Here is a 15,756-nt window from a genome sequence, read left to right as displayed (position 1 = left end):
TTTTGACCGAATCCTTGTTTACCGAGCGAAAAAAGGGGTGGTTTACCCGCATGTGTGAAAAGCGGTTTGTCGACACTTACCCAATTTTCGACATGCGGCCGTTACTATCAAGGAGTTTCCTATGACATATACACAAACCCGAGACGCGAAAACACCGCCCACTATTGCGCCTTACACGTTTGCAGCAGAAGAAGATCGCTGTGCTCCAAGGCATAAAGTTGCAATCCCTGCAAAATTACGCTTTTCCGGTTCCACTAGCTTTGCGGTGGAAGTGGCCAATATCTCCATGGCCGGATTTGCCTGTGATGCTTTGCTTCAGGCGCACCCGGGAACACGGTGCTGGTTAACCTTGCCAGGATTGGCCCCGCTCGAGGCTGAAGTCATTCATATCAACAATATGGGTCTGGGTTGTGCCTTTCAAACGATGCTGAATCCGGCCGTGTTGGATCGATTTATCGCGAGCTACCCACCACGCAATATCATGCCCGCCTGATCGCAGCGATCTCCGGGTCAGATCGCTAAACTATTCCCCCGGCCCGCCTGCAATGCTACATCTCAATTTCTATTGGTCCGGAGATTGAAATGACAAATGCCTCCCCCACGAACACAGGCAAGCATGAAGCAGGCGAAAAACCCGCGCCGCTGAAAGTCCTGCGTATCTTCCGTAAAGAAGATGCGCAGGACTTTGGCGATGCGGGCCATATGTCCTATGTCGATGACGCGCCGGTCATTCTCGATGGCCTGACAAAAATGGGAGAAGCCGGCATTGGCGACGGCTATAAGGGTACATGTCTGTTTAGCGGCTTTGGTTTTTCGCTCCATCACTTTTGGTTCAAACCCGGATATCCGCTACCGCTGCACAGCCATGACAGCGATTGTCTCTATTATATTATAGCCGGTGATATCCGGATGGGGACCGAAGCGATGGGAGCCGGCGACGGCTTCTTCCTTCCCGCCGAAACCCCCTATACCTATATGATCGGCGAGAAAGGCGTAGAAATTCTCGAGTTTCGTACGGCTGAAGATTTTAACATCCAGTTCAAAGGCAAAACCGAGGCCTATTGGGAAACCATGTTAGAAAAATTACGCCGGGAACGGCCGCAATGGGAACAGGCCCTCCCGCCCAGTAGAGATTTTCGCTCGGCTTAGCGCTAGGTTGCTTATTCTGCCGCCTCAAGTTGCGGCGCAAATAACGCGTCCAGCTCTGCATCATCAGCATGGACCAATTTGTCCGCCCATTGATGAAAAGCCTGTCCGCCGCCTTCATTGCGTCCAAACCAGACTTTATCCATCATGCCCGATTGTAACGCTTCATGCTGCCGTTTGCCGGTTGAGTAATCTTCATCCGCCACGACAGTCTCGAGAAAGGCAAATTGTTCGTGCGCGCCTTGCCGGACCGCATCATCTGTTGGCTCATGCTCCATAACATAAAATTGCGTTGTGAAGCTCTCACCCACTGTCTTTCCGGGGAAGAGTTGGGAAATCATCGCGCCGCGTCCCCCACCGCCATAGAAACTGGCAATGGAAATATGAGGGAAAATTGTCCAAACGCCCTGCAAAAGGGCATCAATTGGCCACTCTTTTTCATCAATCTCAGTCAAATCCACCTGCTCATCACTGCCGGTTTTTTGCACAAATTTGGAAGGGGCGGATAGCCGTTGGTGGGGACCCCATGCAAAATAATTGGCCTGATTGAAGAAATCTGCACCAAATGTATCTTTGTGGAGCACAGGCAAATGGTAAAAATCGAGATAGCCGTCATAAGCGGTTTTCCAATTCGGGCCAGGTAATGTGCGCTGGTCGAACAAATGCCAGCTTTTAAACCCAAAATGTTTCAGCAAATCGTCATAGCCGCACAGATAAGAAGAAATATCGAGATTACTCTCTGGGTCCAGCGTAGCCCAAATCAAACCTGCGCGTTCCAAAGTGGGGAATTTTTTCAGGCAAAAAGCCGCTTTGTCGACCGTCCCGAAATCCTTTGGCGAGGCAATGGCGAGCAATTCTCCGTCATTCTTAAACGTCCAGCCATGATAGCCGCAAGTGAAGCGAGAAGCCTTACCGCTGCCTTGGGCAACAGGATTGCCGCGATGGGTGCAACTGTTCAGAAAAGCTTGCGCCGTGCCGTCTTTCTGGCGAGTCACCAAAACCGGGATACCGGCAATGTCCATGGCTTTATAACAGCCGGCTTCTGGCAATTCACAAGACGGCGCCACCATCAAGGGGAGGCGTTTGAAAATTTTCTCTTTTTCCAGCTCGAACCGGCCTTCATCAGTATAATCTGAAACCGGTACCCCCACAACATCGTCAACCAATTCCATCGTACCGGCAGCACCATGGGCAACCAGCGAACGAGTCATTTCAATGAGTTTATCCCGCGACATTTTTCTCTCCATAAATCGGTTAGAGAATATCAAAACCAGCCCGAGATCATACTATTCTTTATGCGGAGACTTTTCGTCTTTTTGTGAAGGCTTTTCAGGTGCAGCGCCTGCCAATGGCGGCACTGTTTCTGTTTTCGGCTCATTGCGTGTCCAAATCCACGTACCGCCAATCAACGCTGCTACCACCGGGATCAAGGTCCAGGGCATTTTCGAAAAAATTAACGCCATTATGATGCTGAACGCAAATGCTGCCAGAGCGGCCCGCTTTCCACGTTTTGTAATGGCCCCCTGTTCTCGCCAATTGCGGATATGGATACCGAATATTTCATGATCGAGCAGCCAAGCTTCCAATTTCGGACTGCTCCGTGCGAAACAAAATGCTGCCAGAATGACAAAGGGCACCGTCGGTAATAATGGCAAGAACGCGCCGATGCTGCCGAGCGCGAGCGCGGTATAGCCTCCCACCAAATATAATTGCCGTTTCATGCCCCATTCTATCCTACATTGCCGGTCTGCGAGCAATCAGATTCAGCAATCGCTCGCTTAACTTCCAGATCCACTAGAAAAAATAGGGGCAGCAGCGCAAAGAGGGAAAGCTGCTGCCCCTCAGTCGGGGGTAAGAACATCATGTTCAAGCGATCCCAATCATCGGCAGATGATCGGATCGAAAGGCGGCGCGCGATTATCCGCCCTTTTGAACATTTCTGCGCGCTGATCTTGATATTGCACATCGTCAGTGATATTTCTAATCGAATGAAAAAGTAGAATTTAATAGATAACGTCTATTGCACTGCAAGGGGATCGCAATGCCAACTTTACGCCAATTCCAATATCTTGTTGCCGTTGCCGATCACCGTCATTTCGGCCGGGCAGCGCAGGCAGCTGGCGCTTCGCAACCAACGCTCAGTCATCAGTTGCGCGCATTGGAAACGCGCCTGGGTGTGACATTGGTCGAACGCCGAACCCATGGTGCTGAACTTTCTCCCATCGGCCGCGAAATAGCCGAACGCGCCCGCAGGGTTTTGGTTGAGGTCAAAGATATTCGCGATCTTGCGGAACGGGCTAGCGAGAGCTTGGCGGGCACCTTGCGTTTCGGCGTATCGCCAACTTTGGGCCCGTATTTAATGCCGCCGGTCATTGCCGCACTGCACCGGGCCCAGCCGGATCTGCGTTTCTATATGCGGGAAGGCATTCCCGATTTGCAGGCGATGGAATTGGTAAAAGGTGCTATTGATATGCTGCTTGGGCCGTTCCCGATTGAAGGCGAAAATCTCACCATCGAACCGCTTTTTCGGGAACCGTTAATGCTGGTTGCCCCGCCCGACCACCCCTTGGCAGGCAAGTCCAATATCGTTAAAGCAGACCTTAAAAATGCGCCGGTTCTCAGCCTCGATCGCCGACATCATTTGCACCGGGATGTCGCCGAACAATGCCGTCTTCATGGTATGAACCTGTTGCAAGATTATGAAGGCACCAGTCTCGATAGTGTGCGCCAAATGGTCGCCTCAGGCCTGGGCCTGGGCATATTGCCTGCGCTCTATATTCAATCAGAAATCACCCATGGGGACGATATCGCATTGATTAAAGTGGAAGGATGGACAGCGGCGCGGAGCATTGGCATTGCCTGGCGCAGCGGGGCGGGTTTCGCTGATGAATATCTCTCGGTGGCAGAAAAAATCGCCGATGAAGCCAAAAATTTGCTCAGCAAGATTGCGGACAAAGAAAAATAATGGCCATAGATATTAACCTATTATTACGGGCTTATGCTTCGGGCATCTTTCCTATGGCGGATGCACGCGATGATCCGGAAACATTTTGGGTTGAACCCAAGACCCGCGCAATATTGCCATTGGACGCGTTCCACCTGGCGCGGTCCTTGCGCAAAACTATCCGCGCAGATCGCTTTGAAGTGACCGCCGACCAAGCCTTTGAAGAGGTTATTTCCATTTGCGCGCAATCGGCCAGTGATCGCCGCGAAACTTGGATTAACGCGGACATCGAAACGGCATTTTGTAAGCTGCATGAATTGGGCCACGCCCATAGCGTGGAATGTTGGCACACCAATGAAGAAGGACAAAAATCACTTGTCGGTGGCTTATATGGATTGGCCATCGGGGGTGCTTTTTGCGGGGAAAGCATGTTTTCGCGCACCCGCGATGCTTCTAAAGTTGCTCTTGCTTGGCTGGTTGCGCGATTAATTGTTGGACGATTCCAACTGCTGGATTGTCAATTCATGACGGATCATCTCGCGTCTTTAGGCGCGTTAGAAATTAGTCAGGCCGAGTATCTCGATAAACTCCAGGCCGCGCAGGATTATCGCTCGCCTGCATTTTCAGCAATTAAATCACCAATGAGATCAGTGGCCTCCGGTGCCGCTTGTGGTGCCGTTTCCGGAACCGGTTCGACGGCGACCGGCGGGGTGGGCACTGGCACCGGTGGCGGAGCTACTGCCGGCGTTTCTGGGACCGGGGCAACCGCTTCAACGCTGGTATCCGCGCCCTCATTTGCCGCGCTGGATGGCCTGTTGGCCAGATTGGACGAAGAGGAGCGCGGTGCGGTTGGGTTCACCGAATCTTCGGGCGGGTTTTCCTCTCCTGGAAAGCTCATCGCACAGCTTTTGACCCAAACATCATAAATCGGATGCTCCACCACATTTAAAGATGGAGATTCGCGGAACAGCCAACCGGAGAACACTTTTTTCCAATTGTCATCCCCTTGCCGTGTGGCGGGACGATCATTGACGAGCAGTTGAACAAATGCGCCTTGTTCCGGTGTCAATTCCCAAGGGGCCGTGCGCTCGCAGGCGCGCAAACGGACGATGGCGCGGCCGATACGAATTGACTGTCCGGGCTTCAATTCCAAATCCCGGGTCAGGCCATTGCGTTTGTTGAGGAAACCCAGGGTCGCAACCCGTTCCGCCATGGGCGTGCCAATTTGTTCGCTTATCGGCTGGACAAGTTCATTGTCATCCGTTGCTTCCAATTCTGCTTTTTCTGCGGGTTGTCCGGCATTTTCATCATCAACCGCATTGTCATCAATTAACCCGCAACCGGATAAAAAAACGATACTGGCGGCAAGCGGAAATAGCCGCTGCCTTTTTCCAGCAACGAGATGAGCTACAGATTTCATTCGGTTTCGGCCGGATTCCATGGCTCATAGTCGCCCGTTGCAGCCGCTCGAATCCCACCGGATTCCAGAGCGCCAGCCGGACGATATGCGTCCGCCGTACCAGTGAGATTTCCGGTGGGCTGTTTTTCCCAAATCCGCGGCTGTGGCAAATGGCTTTCAGGGATCTCATCATAGCTTTGATGCAGCCAGCCGTGCCATTCAGGCGGTACTCGGCTGGCATCATTGGAACCAGAATAGATTACCCAGCGCTGCGCTCCATCTTTGGAGTGATAATATTTATTGCCAAAAACATCTTCGCCAACAGATTGGCCTTTGCGCGCGCTAAACAGCAAGGTGCCAATGGTTGCACCGTCCCACCACGTGAAAATTTTGCTTAATATTCCCATGGGGTCCGCTTAGCGCCCCGAGTGGGGGGTTCGCAATTAAAAAATGCACAATTGTCTTCGCCTTTAAAGGCAGACTTATTCGTTCCAGTTCACTTTATCGCCAGGCTCAATGGCCAGTTGCGCTGCCCGCCCCCCGGCCAGTTCTAAAACCGCCGCGACCGGTTCTCCCGATTGCACGGGGTCCAGCGAATAAGGCACAGTATTGGCCGCTATCGATTCAATGGATCCGTCTTTGCGGATAAAGATAATATCGAGCGGAATGACGGTGTTCTTCATCCAGAAGCTGCCCATTCTTTCGCGATCAAACGGGAAAATCATACCCATATCGGGTGCCAATTCGGTGCGAAACATCAAGCCTTGGGCTTGCTCTTCTTGGGTCGCGGCAAGCTCGACCGTAAAATTATGCGTCTTGTCCTTGGACTGAATCGTCAGTGGAATCAAACGCAAGCCTGCGGGTGACCTTTTGTCCTGCGAACTATTTTCACCGGCTGCATTTCCGCGCGCATCACCAGCTTGCGCGGAGCAGGCTGCGAGCGCACAATAAACCAACGGCATGAACGCCCAACGTGTCAGATTATGCACAATTTTCACAATGTTTATACGGACGCCTGCGGGATACTGATCTGCACGGCCATATGACCACGATCACCCGCATCAATTCTGGCAAGCAACAATTGGCCGGGCATGATTTCGCCAATCCCGGCATTGCGCAATGTTTCCATATGGACAAAAATATCGCCATCAATGCCGTCGACCACTAAAAAGCCATAGCCTTTTGCGCGGTTAAACCATTTGACTTCGGCTTCAACAAAAGAAGCCATATCTTCGACAATATGGATCGCCTTCCGTCTTGTTTCTGGAGCAGGTGGATGTACCAATTGCTCGCAATCTGATTCATCAATATCAAGTATCTTGGTGGCTTGAAGTCCTTTTGCAGCATCGACATATTCGCAAGTAACGCGCGCCATTTCAGGGAGATCCCGGCGGCCGAGCGGTTCAAGAACCGTCCAATGCACCAGAATATCCTGACCCGGCTTCAAGTCTGACTGCTCCTGATCGTCTGGATCGGGAACGATAAAACCAAATCCGCGATGCGAATCAAACCATTTGACCTGACCTGTGGTCTGGGATGCAGCCACTGCCGGCGCACCCCGATTTTCTGTCACGTTATCGCTGCTACTCTCACCCGAACGGGTTGATGATCGATCGCTGCTGCCATCGTCATTCGCTCTGGCGGGTTCCGCATATAAACTTGCCACAACCTATCTCCGAACACACTACCCGAATCATTGCTTCTTCAATCGAAGAGAATCGAGAAGTAAAAATATAGCATATTAATTGTAAACTTGCGATTCTTGTTGTTATCAGAATATTTTAACGCAAAAAATAAGCGTCTATTGCTCTGGTTCTATCTCTTCACCGGGGCGCGCAAACACAAAACGAGATGCAATATCGAAATCATGTCCGGCCCGCAAAAAGGCTTGCAGTTGTTTTCGGCTCTTGTCTTGATCAGCAAGTTGATCCGCATATGGTCCGATGGATTTTTTTCGTGCATAAGTCTGCGCGGCGTCCCATTTTTTGGCGTCACTTAACGCGAGTGCTTGCTGATCATCCCCCTCGCTTATGCCTGCTTGATATAAAGCCTGGGTAACGCGCCTTTTTCCATAGCCGCGATTGGCGAGAGACGCCGCCTTATTCTTTGCAAAAAGCGCGTCATCCACATATCCCAGCTCGACAAAGCGTTCGACCATCGCATCGACCTCAGCGGGCCGGTCATCGGCCCAGTCTCTTTCCCGTAATTTGCGGAAAAGATAGGATTTTAATTTGTGGCGGGTGGTCGCATAGCGCGTGACATAGCGCAGAGCTAACTCCTGCAAGCTGTTTTCATTCAACGCTTTGCCGCTATTTTTCAACGCTTCGTCCCTGATACAGAACCACTGCCCTTTTTGTGCCACAGTAGAGCCGAAATTTAAACGCCAGTTGCAATCAATAGAGTTTATTTAGGGCTAAAACTGCCGGTTTTCACTTAAAAATCGGCAGATTATCTAAGAAAATGACAATTTGTAAGAAGGCTGGACCTTCTGGAAAATGGATTTTGTATGACCGAATTGACGCCAACCCCAACCGCCGATGATCTTCCCCGCCGTTTCGCTGACTTTGACACAGTCGGAGAAGCTCTTGACTATGCGGCAAAAGGAGCAAGAGGCTTTAACTTCCATGATGCGCGGGCATCGCTGGTGCGCGTCTATCCTTTCAAAGAGTTGCAAAAAGACGCGCTTGATACCGCCCGCCGGCTCATCGGATTTGGTGTGAAGCCGGGTGATCGAGTGGCCTTAATCGCGGATACGGAGCCACAATTTTGCGCGCTGTTTTTTGGTGCCATTTATGCCGGTGCTTGGCCCGTTCCCCTGCCGCTCCCCACGTCTTTCGGGGGCAAAGACAGTTATATTGATCAAATTGGCGTGCAATTGGACAGCTGTGATCCTGCCATATTGCTCTACCCAGATGAAATTGAAGAGCTCGCGTCCGCCGCAGGGCAATCGCGAAAAATCCCGGTTTTTGGTTGGGATAAATTTGCAGAAAACTCTGTGCCCGAATGCGTGCTACCGCAAGCCAAAAGCAGCGATATTGCCTATTTGCAATATTCCAGTGGCTCGACCCGCTTTCCGCATGGCGTCGCGGTTTCGCACAAGGCCTTGCTACATAATGTGGGTTCTCATTCTTATGGCATGAACGTCGGTGACGATGATCGCTGCGTATCATGGTTGCCCTTCTACCATGACATGGGATTGGTGGGTTGCTTCATCTCCATGGTCTGCAACCAGGTCTCGACCGATTATCTTAAAACATCCGATTTCGCGCGGCGGCCTTTGTCGTGGCTCGATCTCATTTCCCGCAATACCGGCACATCATGCAGCTTTTCGCCAACATTTGGTTATGAAATTTGTGCCCGCCGGATCGGCAGCCAATCCAATGTCGCCGAACGCTTTGACCTGTCGCGTTGGCGTCTCGCCGGCAACGGAGCAGATATGATTCGCCCCGATGTCATGCAGCGCTTTACCGATGCATTTGCACCGGCGCAGTTTGACGCCAAAGCGTTTCTGCCTAGCTATGGCCTTGCAGAGGCAACCTTGGCGGTGACCATCATGCCGCCGGGCGAAGGTATGGAAGTGGAACTGGTTGAAGAAACCGAGCTTGCCGGAGAGAAGCAAGCCGATGGCAGCCGTCCGAAACGCTATCGCGCCATTGTCAATTGCGGAAAACCCGTTCGGGATACTATTTTGGAAATTCGCGAAGAAGATGGCAGCCTATTGCCCGAAAAAGCCGTCGGTAAAGTGTGGATGCAAAGCCCGTCGGTCATGGAATGCTATTATCGGGATCAGGAAGCCACGGACGCCTGTTTGGTAGATGGCTGGCTTGATACCGGAGATATGGGTTATTTGTCCGATGGCTATTTATACATAGTCGGCAGGGCGAAAGATATGATCATCATCAATGGCAAAAACCATTGGCCGCAAGATATTGAATGGGCGGTGGAACAATTGCCCGGATTCAAGGCCGGAGATATTGCTGCTTTTGCGATCACCACGCCTGGTGGGGACGAAACGCCCGCTGTGCTGGTTCAATGCCGAACATCAGATGAAGTGGAACGGTTGCGGCTGCGAGACGAGATTCGGGAAAAAGTCCGGGCCATTACCGGAATGAATTGCGTGATTGAATTGGTTCCACCGCGGACATTACCACGCACCAGTTCCGGAAAGCTCAGTCGGGCCAAAGCGCGCAATCTTTATCTATCCGGAGATATCCAGCCCTATGACGTGGCGGCTTAAAACCAAGGGCTTTAATCGTTAATATCGGTTAACCATAAACGTAAAAAATCATCCGGCGCTTACCATTCGATAAGGTTTTCCTCTTAAGGGGAAAGCGTGGAAGAAAAGCTATCATCATCACCCGGCCTCCCGCAGGAAGTTCCGTTGCGCGTCTTACTTGGCATTGCGGACCCAGAAGGCATTGATTGGGGCCGCATTCGCGTGCTCCAGTTTGAGGGTATGCATCAAAATGGTTTCCTCAAGATGATGGGCTCTATCACTTGTGGTATTTTGGCCATCCAGTTCAGTCTCGATCAGGTCAACAGCTGGCTACTCGGCATTTGGACCATCGCTCTTTTTGGTTTGTATATTTTTTCTTATCTCAAAAGCCGCAAGGAAATGGCGCGGGAACGAAAGAGCATTTCTCGCCGGGAAAATATCGATACGCTTATCACCTCGGCGGCTGGCGGCTTGTTATGGTCAGCCGCGATCATACTCTTTGGCCCGGCAGGCGACGTGAGCGTCATGGTCGGTATCTGGGCTCTGGTGCTGTGTTTGATGGTCGGATCCGCAATGCTGATGTCCGCGGTGCCGCTCTCGAGCATCATTTTCATCAGCATGTGCGGACTGTCTTCCACCATCGGGTGGTATCTCATCAATGGCTATCAAATGGCCACCGCCTCTGCGGCCATTGCGATGTTGCTGGTTACATCCTGCCTGATGAACGGCCGTTCTTTCGTCACCCGGAAAATTGCTGAAGCCAATCTTAACGAGAAGAAAGAGGTCGTCAGCCTGCTCTTACGCGAATTTGAAGATACAGGCGCGGATTGGCTCTGGCAAACCGATACATCTCGCCGCCTGACCCATGTGTCGCCTCGGTTTGCGCATGCGGTCGGACGAACCGCGGAAGATATTGAAGGGAAACCCTTTCTTCAGTTGGTTGCCGGACAAGCATGGGATTCGGGAAAATTCCCCCCCGCTTTGCATGAACTGGCTGAAAAGCTGAAACGGCGAGACAGTTTCAGCAATATGCTGGTTCCGGTATTGATCAATGATGAAACCCGTTGGTGGGAAATTTCAGCCTCTCCGAAACTCGGCGAGAACGGCGCGTTTCACGGTTTTCGCGGGGTTGGCTCTGATGTCACCGAACAGCGCGAATCTGCCGACAAAATTTCGCATATGGCCCGGTTCGATACACTGACCGGCTTGCCGAACAGATTGCAACTCACCGAGACATTAGGAAAAGCCCAACAGGATTCAGACAAGTGGAATGGCCGCTGCGGCTTCATGATGATTGACCTGGATCGCTTCAAGGCGGTCAATGATACGCTCGGCCATCCGGTCGGGGACCGGCTGCTGGCCCGAGTGTCAGAGCGACTGCGCTCCATCATGACCGACAACGAACTGTGCGGTCGTTTGGGCGGCGATGAATTTGCCATAGTGATCCGCGACGCGAGCGATTCCCAATATATGGAAATGCTCGGGAAAAAGATTATCGACACGTTGTCGCGCCCCTATGAAGTGGATCAGCATACCTTATATATCGGAGCCAGTGTCGGAACCGCCATTGGTCCGCGCGATGGCCGGACCGTCGAAATGTTGATGCGCAGCGCCGATCTTGCGCTTTATCGATCAAAAGACCAGGGCGGCGGCGCCCATAATCAATACGAGCCCAAGCTGCACGTCCATGCAGAAGAACGCCGGGTAATGGAAATTGCGTTGCGCAAAGCTTTGGACAATGACGAGTTTTCGCTCAACTATCAGCCGGTTGTCAGCGCCGATACAGGCGGAATTTTGGGCTTTGAAGCGCTGCTTCGGTGGACCAATCCCAATTTCGGCATTGTTTCGCCGGCGAAATTTATTCCGTTGGCAGAAGACGCGCGGCTCATCGTTCCGATAGGCGAATGGGTAATGCGGACGGCCTGTAAAGAGGCGATGAAATGGCCTTCAACGGTAAAAATTGCCGTGAACGTATCCGCTGACCAACTCACCGATCCGAATTTCCTCGATATGGTTGTTTCGGCTCTGCAAGACAGCCAATTGCCTGCACAGCGACTGGAAATTGAAGTTACCGAGAGCATATTCATGCGGGAAGGAACCGGAGCCACGCAAGTTCTGGATCAGATTATCGGATTGGGGATTAATCTCTCCTTGGATGATTTTGGTACCGGTTATTCTTCACTTGGATATCTCCGCAAAACGCGCTTTTCCACGATCAAGGTCGACCGCAGTTTTGTGCAAGGGGCCGCCAAAAAAGTTCCGGAAAGCCTCGCCATTATTCGCGCAGTGGTGGCTATGGCCGATAGCTTGGGCATGACCACTACGGCCGAGGGAGCGGAAACCGAAGAAGAGGTTAAAATGATCCAGAAACTCGGTTGCAGCAAAATTCAGGGCTATTATTTTGGTCGACCCATGGCAGCATATGATGCGATGGAATTGTTTAACGATTTCGGGGACAGCACTCCGCAGCTTGGCGGCCAAGCTGCGTAATCCAAATTATTTCTATCCGATCGGATGGATCAGAGCTTAGCCAGCTTCTTTTCGATTCCACGCCAAATTTTTGCATAAGCAAGCGCCGCAGGACTGCGAGGGGACAGCGCACCCACTGGTTTTTTCAATCGGGTCATCCGTTCAACATCGCTGGACATGGGAATGACAGGCCATTTGCGATGCCGCGCTAATGTTTCCTTGTGAATAGTCCGCCGGCGATCAACCATCGTGAATACAGGCAGAAGCGGTGCATGTTTGCGACGCCTAGAATCAAGAAAATTCTGAACATCAGTGAGCGCGCGCTGAGAAAGCGGTGATGGGATGACCGGGACAATGACCAAGTCGGCATTTCGCAAGATTTGTTCGCTGGTTTCCGTCAATCCTGGAGGGCAGTCGAGAATGATCCGATCATAGTCTTTTTTCAGTCCGGTCAATATCTTCCCCATATGCTTTTTCTTATTCAGGTCGAAAAAAAAGCGATCCAAACCGCGCAACGATATATCGGCGGCGAGCAAATCAATATTCTCGATAGTTGTTGGCTTGATCAGCTTTGCCGGCTTTATATCCCCTGCGATCATAGCTCGGGCGCGGTCTTTTTTATGCCGGTCGCCATTTAATATAAAAGACGCTGCGCCTTGCGGATCAATGTCCCAGACCAATGTTTTGCGCGAAGAGTTTACAGCACTGTTCCAAGCCAAGTTGACCGCTGTACAGCTTTTACCAACGCCGCCTTTCAAACTATAAATTGCGATAACAGCCATGGCAGATATCCGGTTTAATCAGGCTAAAAATATCGCCAAATTGTCGGAATGTCAGATGATGCCCTGGACCTTTTCTTGAGGGCGGCAAAGCCGGACCCCCTTATCCGTTTCTACCAATGGCCTTTCGATCAATATGGGCTCGGAGACCATAGCATCCAAAATTTGATCCGCAGTAGCGCTTTCATCCGTCAATCCCAGCTCTTCAGCGGGCGAACCGCGCGTTCTTAAGCCCTCTTTCGGACTGATACCAGCATCGCAATAGAGTTGTTCCAGCTTGGCACGGGTCGGGGGATTTTTGAGATATTCAATCACGGTCACATCAACATCCGGTGCTTCTTCGAGCAATGCCAATGTTTTGCGGGACGTCCCGCATTTAGGATTATGCCAAATAGTCGCTTTCATTTCATTCTCCGGAAAAATCACTTGTTGCTGAAAAACCTCATTGATCGGCCTTTTGGACAGAATGAAAAATTTTTCAATGATTTTGGTTGCTGTTAATAATCATTATCACTAGCAGGTAGCAATATTGCGAATCGGTCGCAAAAACTGTTATCTGGGAACCCGTTCATGTTACAATCTAAATCCATCTCCTTCTTTTTGGCAAGCACGATACTGGTTCCCGCCACGGCCCATGCTTCGGAAGCGGAAGCGGGAAGCGACAGTCCCGATATTATCGTGGATGGTGAAATTTTGTATTCCAATCAAATCAATGCGGTCAAAACGCCCACGCCGATTATTGATGTCCCGCAAAGCCTTTCGATCGTGACCGCTGAGCAAATAAAACAGCGCGGCTTTTCGAGCATTGGCCAGATCATCAACTACACACCCGGTGTGAACAGCTCCCAAGGCGAGGGCCATCGCGATGCCGTTGTGTTTCGCGGTGTTCGATCCACGGCTGATTTCTTTATCGATGGCGTGCGTGATGATGTACAATATTATCGGCCGCTCTATAATTTGGAGCAAGTCGAGATTTTGCGCGGGCCCAATGCGCTGTTATTTGGCCGCGGCGGTACAGGCGGCATTTTAAACCGTGTCACCAAAAAAGGCGTTATTGGCGAAAACTTCACTGGCTTCCAGGCCAGTGTCGACACATTTGGCGCTTTTGGCATACAAGCCGATGTCAATATCTCGACCAGCGATAATGTCGCCTTCCGGATTAACGGCATGTATGAGAGCCTCAATAATCATCGCGATTTTTTCGACGGAGATCGCATTGGCGTGAACCCAACCGCCAAATTTCAACTCGGCCCGGATACAACCCTCGATCTATCCTATGAATATGCCGATCATGAGCGGTTTGTCGATCGCGGCATCCCCACTGGCGCCGACGGTCGTCCTGTGGAAGCGCTGCGCGATGTGGTCTTCGGCGATCCGGAGCTTAATTTTACAGAGCTCCAAGCCCATTTGTTGCGCGCCTCACTTCAGCATAGCTTTTCGGAGAATCTCAAAGGCAATTTCAGCGCTTTTTACGGAGATTATGACAAGGTATATTCCAACTTTTTTGCCAACAGCTACGACCCAGCCACCAACATCGCGGAATTGGATGGCTATATCGATACTACCGAACGGCAAAATTTGATCCTTTCGGGCAATCTTGTCGGCGAATTTAAAACCGGTAGCATTGCGCATACGTTGATTTTTGGCGGCGAATATATCAGCACATCATCGGATCAAAACCGGTTCAATTCGCGTTTCTCTACGTCCGTCGATGATGTCGCCAATATGGTGGCTGGCGCCCGAACCGACCGCGCAGATTTTTTTGCAACCCGCCCCATCGCGCTAAACGGCGGCGTTGGTGTTGTTGCCGATGGCCGCGCTACAGCCAATGATTTCACAGTCGATCTCAACGATGACACACGCGTCGATATCGATGTTTTCTCGGCTTATATTCAAGATCAGATCGAGCTAACCGAGTGGCTCGACGTCATTGTTGGGGTTCGCTTTGACAGTTTCGACATTGAAGTGTTCAACGTTCCCGCCAATGAAACGCGAACACGCAAAGATGAAGAATTTTCTCCGCGATTCGGGGTTATCCTCAAACCGCAAGAGAATATTTCTATTTACGGCAGTTATAGCGAATCTTTCCTTCCGCGGAGCGGAGAGCAATTTGCCAATATTAATGGCAGCAATAATGCTTTGGATCCCAATACATTCACCAATTTGGAAGCGGGAATAAAATGGGACTTCCAACAGGGGTTGAGTCTCACCGCCGCGATTTTCGAAATCGAACAAAGTTCGCCACAAGTTGCTGATAATGATCCGTCAACTCTCGATGTCATTGACTCCAATATTCAAGGCTTCGAATTACAGTTGCAAGGACAAGTGACCGACAGCTGGACCATATCAGCTGGCTATAGCTATTTGGACGGCGAACAGGTGAACCGTTCCGGACCCAGCGGTTTGCGGCCACGGGAACTACCAGAAAATATGTTCTCGATCTGGAATAATATCGCGGTCACTGATCGATTTGGCTTAGGTTTCGGCCTGACCCACCAGGACGAAAGCTTTATCAATAATGGCAATACTGCGGTTTTGCCTGCCTATACCCGTGTGGATGCGGCGGCTTATTTTAACCTGTCTGAAAATCTGCGCATTCAGGTCAATATTGAGAATCTTACCGATACGCTTTATTTTCCAAATTCACACGCCACCCATCAGGCATCTGTGGGCGCGCCCATTAATGCACGCTTTTCTATCAGCGGGCGCTTTTAAAGGGGTTTCGATAGCTTCAATCTAGGGTCTCTGGGTGGGTCCAGCGGCATAATTTTAGCGATGGATGGGGTTAGCCGAGGCTTGTTTT

General features: G+C 51.2%; 14 protein-coding genes and 2 pseudogenes. 7 read left to right on the top strand and 9 right to left on the bottom strand.

Annotation, left to right across the window (positions count from 1 at the left end):
- The first annotated feature begins 121 nt into the window (after positions 1-121).
- A complete protein-coding gene (locus ABJU74_RS09265; RefSeq protein WP_348383301.1) occupies positions 122-493 on the top strand; it encodes a PilZ domain-containing protein in 372 nt (123 codons plus the stop codon).
- Between the two features lie 89 nt (positions 494-582).
- Positions 583-1,149: a cupin domain-containing protein gene (locus ABJU74_RS09260; RefSeq protein WP_348383302.1), complete on the top strand. Its 567-nt coding sequence runs from the start codon at positions 583-585 to the stop codon at positions 1,147-1,149.
- An 11-nt stretch (positions 1,150-1,160) separates the two neighbouring features.
- On the opposite strand, the gene ABJU74_RS09255 is transcribed toward ABJU74_RS09260, so the two are convergent.
- Together ABJU74_RS09255 and ABJU74_RS09250 are read right to left on the bottom strand one after the other, a co-directional pair.
- Positions 1,161-2,381, bottom strand: a complete 1,221-nt coding sequence (locus tag ABJU74_RS09255; protein WP_348383303.1) for an aromatic ring-hydroxylating dioxygenase subunit alpha — start codon at positions 2,379-2,381, stop codon at positions 1,161-1,163.
- Between the two features lie 138 nt (positions 2,382-2,519).
- Positions 2,520-2,867 (bottom strand): annotated as a pseudogene (locus ABJU74_RS09250) (YbaN family protein); the annotation flags it as partial.
- A gap of 320 nt (positions 2,868-3,187) precedes the next feature.
- On the opposite strand from ABJU74_RS09250, the gene ABJU74_RS09245 reads away from it, so the two are divergent.
- Both ABJU74_RS09245 and aat read left to right on the top strand, forming a co-directional pair.
- Positions 3,188-4,111 carry a hydrogen peroxide-inducible genes activator gene (locus tag ABJU74_RS09245; RefSeq protein ID WP_348383304.1) on the top strand — a complete coding sequence of 308 codons (924 nt, stop codon included), beginning with the start codon at positions 3,188-3,190 and terminating at the stop codon, positions 4,109-4,111.
- The gene (gene aat, locus ABJU74_RS09240; protein WP_348384005.1) at positions 4,108-5,016 is read left to right on the top strand and encodes a leucyl/phenylalanyl-tRNA--protein transferase; all 909 of its coding nucleotides are present in this window, start codon (positions 4,108-4,110) and stop codon (positions 5,014-5,016) included. Before ABJU74_RS09245 ends, aat begins: the two co-directional genes overlap by 4 nt.
- A gap of 35 nt (positions 5,017-5,051) precedes the next feature.
- Here the strand turns inward: aat and ABJU74_RS09235 are convergent.
- The 5 genes and pseudogenes from ABJU74_RS09235 to ABJU74_RS09215 form a co-directional block, all read right to left on the bottom strand.
- A pseudogene (locus ABJU74_RS09235) lies at positions 5,052-5,303 on the bottom strand (DUF2155 domain-containing protein); the annotation flags it as partial.
- 203 nt (positions 5,304-5,506) lie between these two features.
- Positions 5,507-5,896 (bottom strand): NADH:ubiquinone oxidoreductase subunit NDUFA12, encoded by a 390-nt coding sequence (locus ABJU74_RS09230; RefSeq protein ID WP_348383305.1) that lies wholly within the window; start codon positions 5,894-5,896, stop codon positions 5,507-5,509.
- A 75-nt stretch (positions 5,897-5,971) separates the two neighbouring features.
- Positions 5,972-6,487: a DUF192 domain-containing protein gene (locus tag ABJU74_RS09225; protein WP_348383306.1), complete on the bottom strand. Its 516-nt coding sequence runs from the start codon at positions 6,485-6,487 to the stop codon at positions 5,972-5,974.
- A 5-nt stretch (positions 6,488-6,492) separates the two neighbouring features.
- Positions 6,493-7,155 (bottom strand): cold shock domain-containing protein, encoded by a 663-nt coding sequence (locus ABJU74_RS09220; RefSeq protein ID WP_348383307.1) that lies wholly within the window; start codon positions 7,153-7,155, stop codon positions 6,493-6,495.
- A 135-nt stretch (positions 7,156-7,290) separates the two neighbouring features.
- Entirely contained in the window at positions 7,291-7,851 is a 561-nt protein-coding gene (locus tag ABJU74_RS09215; RefSeq protein ID WP_348422843.1) for a regulatory protein RecX, read from the bottom strand.
- Positions 7,852-7,995: 144 nt separating this feature from the next.
- Between ABJU74_RS09215 and ABJU74_RS09210 the strand changes: the two genes are divergently transcribed.
- On the top strand, positions 7,996-9,726 hold the full coding sequence (locus ABJU74_RS09210; protein WP_348383309.1) for a fatty acyl-AMP ligase: 1,731 nt from the start codon (positions 7,996-7,998) through the stop codon (positions 9,724-9,726).
- A 96-nt stretch (positions 9,727-9,822) separates the two neighbouring features.
- Complete coding sequence (locus tag ABJU74_RS09205) at positions 9,823-12,195, top strand: EAL domain-containing protein (RefSeq protein ID WP_348383310.1); 2,373 nt, start codon at positions 9,823-9,825, stop codon at positions 12,193-12,195.
- A gap of 29 nt (positions 12,196-12,224) precedes the next feature.
- Here ABJU74_RS09205 and ABJU74_RS09200 read toward each other — a convergent pair whose 3' ends face one another.
- The gene (locus ABJU74_RS09200; protein WP_348383311.1) at positions 12,225-12,956 is read right to left on the bottom strand and encodes a ParA family protein; all 732 of its coding nucleotides are present in this window, start codon (positions 12,954-12,956) and stop codon (positions 12,225-12,227) included.
- A gap of 51 nt (positions 12,957-13,007) precedes the next feature.
- Entirely contained in the window at positions 13,008-13,358 is a 351-nt protein-coding gene (gene arsC, locus ABJU74_RS09195) for an arsenate reductase (glutaredoxin) (protein ID WP_348383312.1), read from the bottom strand.
- A 165-nt stretch (positions 13,359-13,523) separates the two neighbouring features.
- Here arsC and ABJU74_RS09190 point away from each other — a divergent pair, with 165 nt between their 5' ends.
- Positions 13,524-15,668, top strand: coding sequence for a TonB-dependent receptor (locus tag ABJU74_RS09190; RefSeq protein ID WP_348383313.1), 2,145 nt, complete (start codon positions 13,524-13,526; stop codon positions 15,666-15,668).
- The last annotated feature ends 88 nt before the right edge of the window (positions 15,669-15,756 follow it).

The sequence above is a fragment of the Parasphingorhabdus sp. genome, from assembly GCF_039982415.1.
Taxonomy (GTDB): domain Bacteria; phylum Pseudomonadota; class Alphaproteobacteria; order Sphingomonadales; family Sphingomonadaceae; genus Parasphingorhabdus.
Note: the sequence above shows the minus strand (reverse complement) of the source record. Positions and strands in the feature narration are given on the sequence as shown.

Bases quoted from the DNA above. Each gene is read 5' to 3' on its own strand.
- ABJU74_RS09265 (WP_348383301.1), top strand. From the start codon at position 122: ATGACATATACACAAACCCGAGACGCGAAAACACCGCCCACTATTGCG.
- ABJU74_RS09260 (WP_348383302.1), top strand. From the start codon at position 583: ATGACAAATGCCTCCCCCACGAACACAGGCAAGCATGAAGCAGGCGAA.
- ABJU74_RS09255 (WP_348383303.1), bottom strand. From the start codon at position 2,381: ATGTCGCGGGATAAACTCATTGAAATGACTCGTTCGCTGGTTGCCCAT.
- ABJU74_RS09245 (WP_348383304.1), top strand. From the start codon at position 3,188: ATGCCAACTTTACGCCAATTCCAATATCTTGTTGCCGTTGCCGATCAC.
- ABJU74_RS09230 (WP_348383305.1), bottom strand. From the start codon at position 5,896: ATGGGAATATTAAGCAAAATTTTCACGTGGTGGGACGGTGCAACCATT.
- ABJU74_RS09210 (WP_348383309.1), top strand. From the start codon at position 7,996: ATGACCGAATTGACGCCAACCCCAACCGCCGATGATCTTCCCCGCCGT.
- ABJU74_RS09200 (WP_348383311.1), bottom strand. From the start codon at position 12,956: ATGGCTGTTATCGCAATTTATAGTTTGAAAGGCGGCGTTGGTAAAAGC.
- arsC (WP_348383312.1), bottom strand. From the start codon at position 13,358: ATGAAAGCGACTATTTGGCATAATCCTAAATGCGGGACGTCCCGCAAA.
- ABJU74_RS09190 (WP_348383313.1), top strand. From the start codon at position 13,524: ATGTTACAATCTAAATCCATCTCCTTCTTTTTGGCAAGCACGATACTG.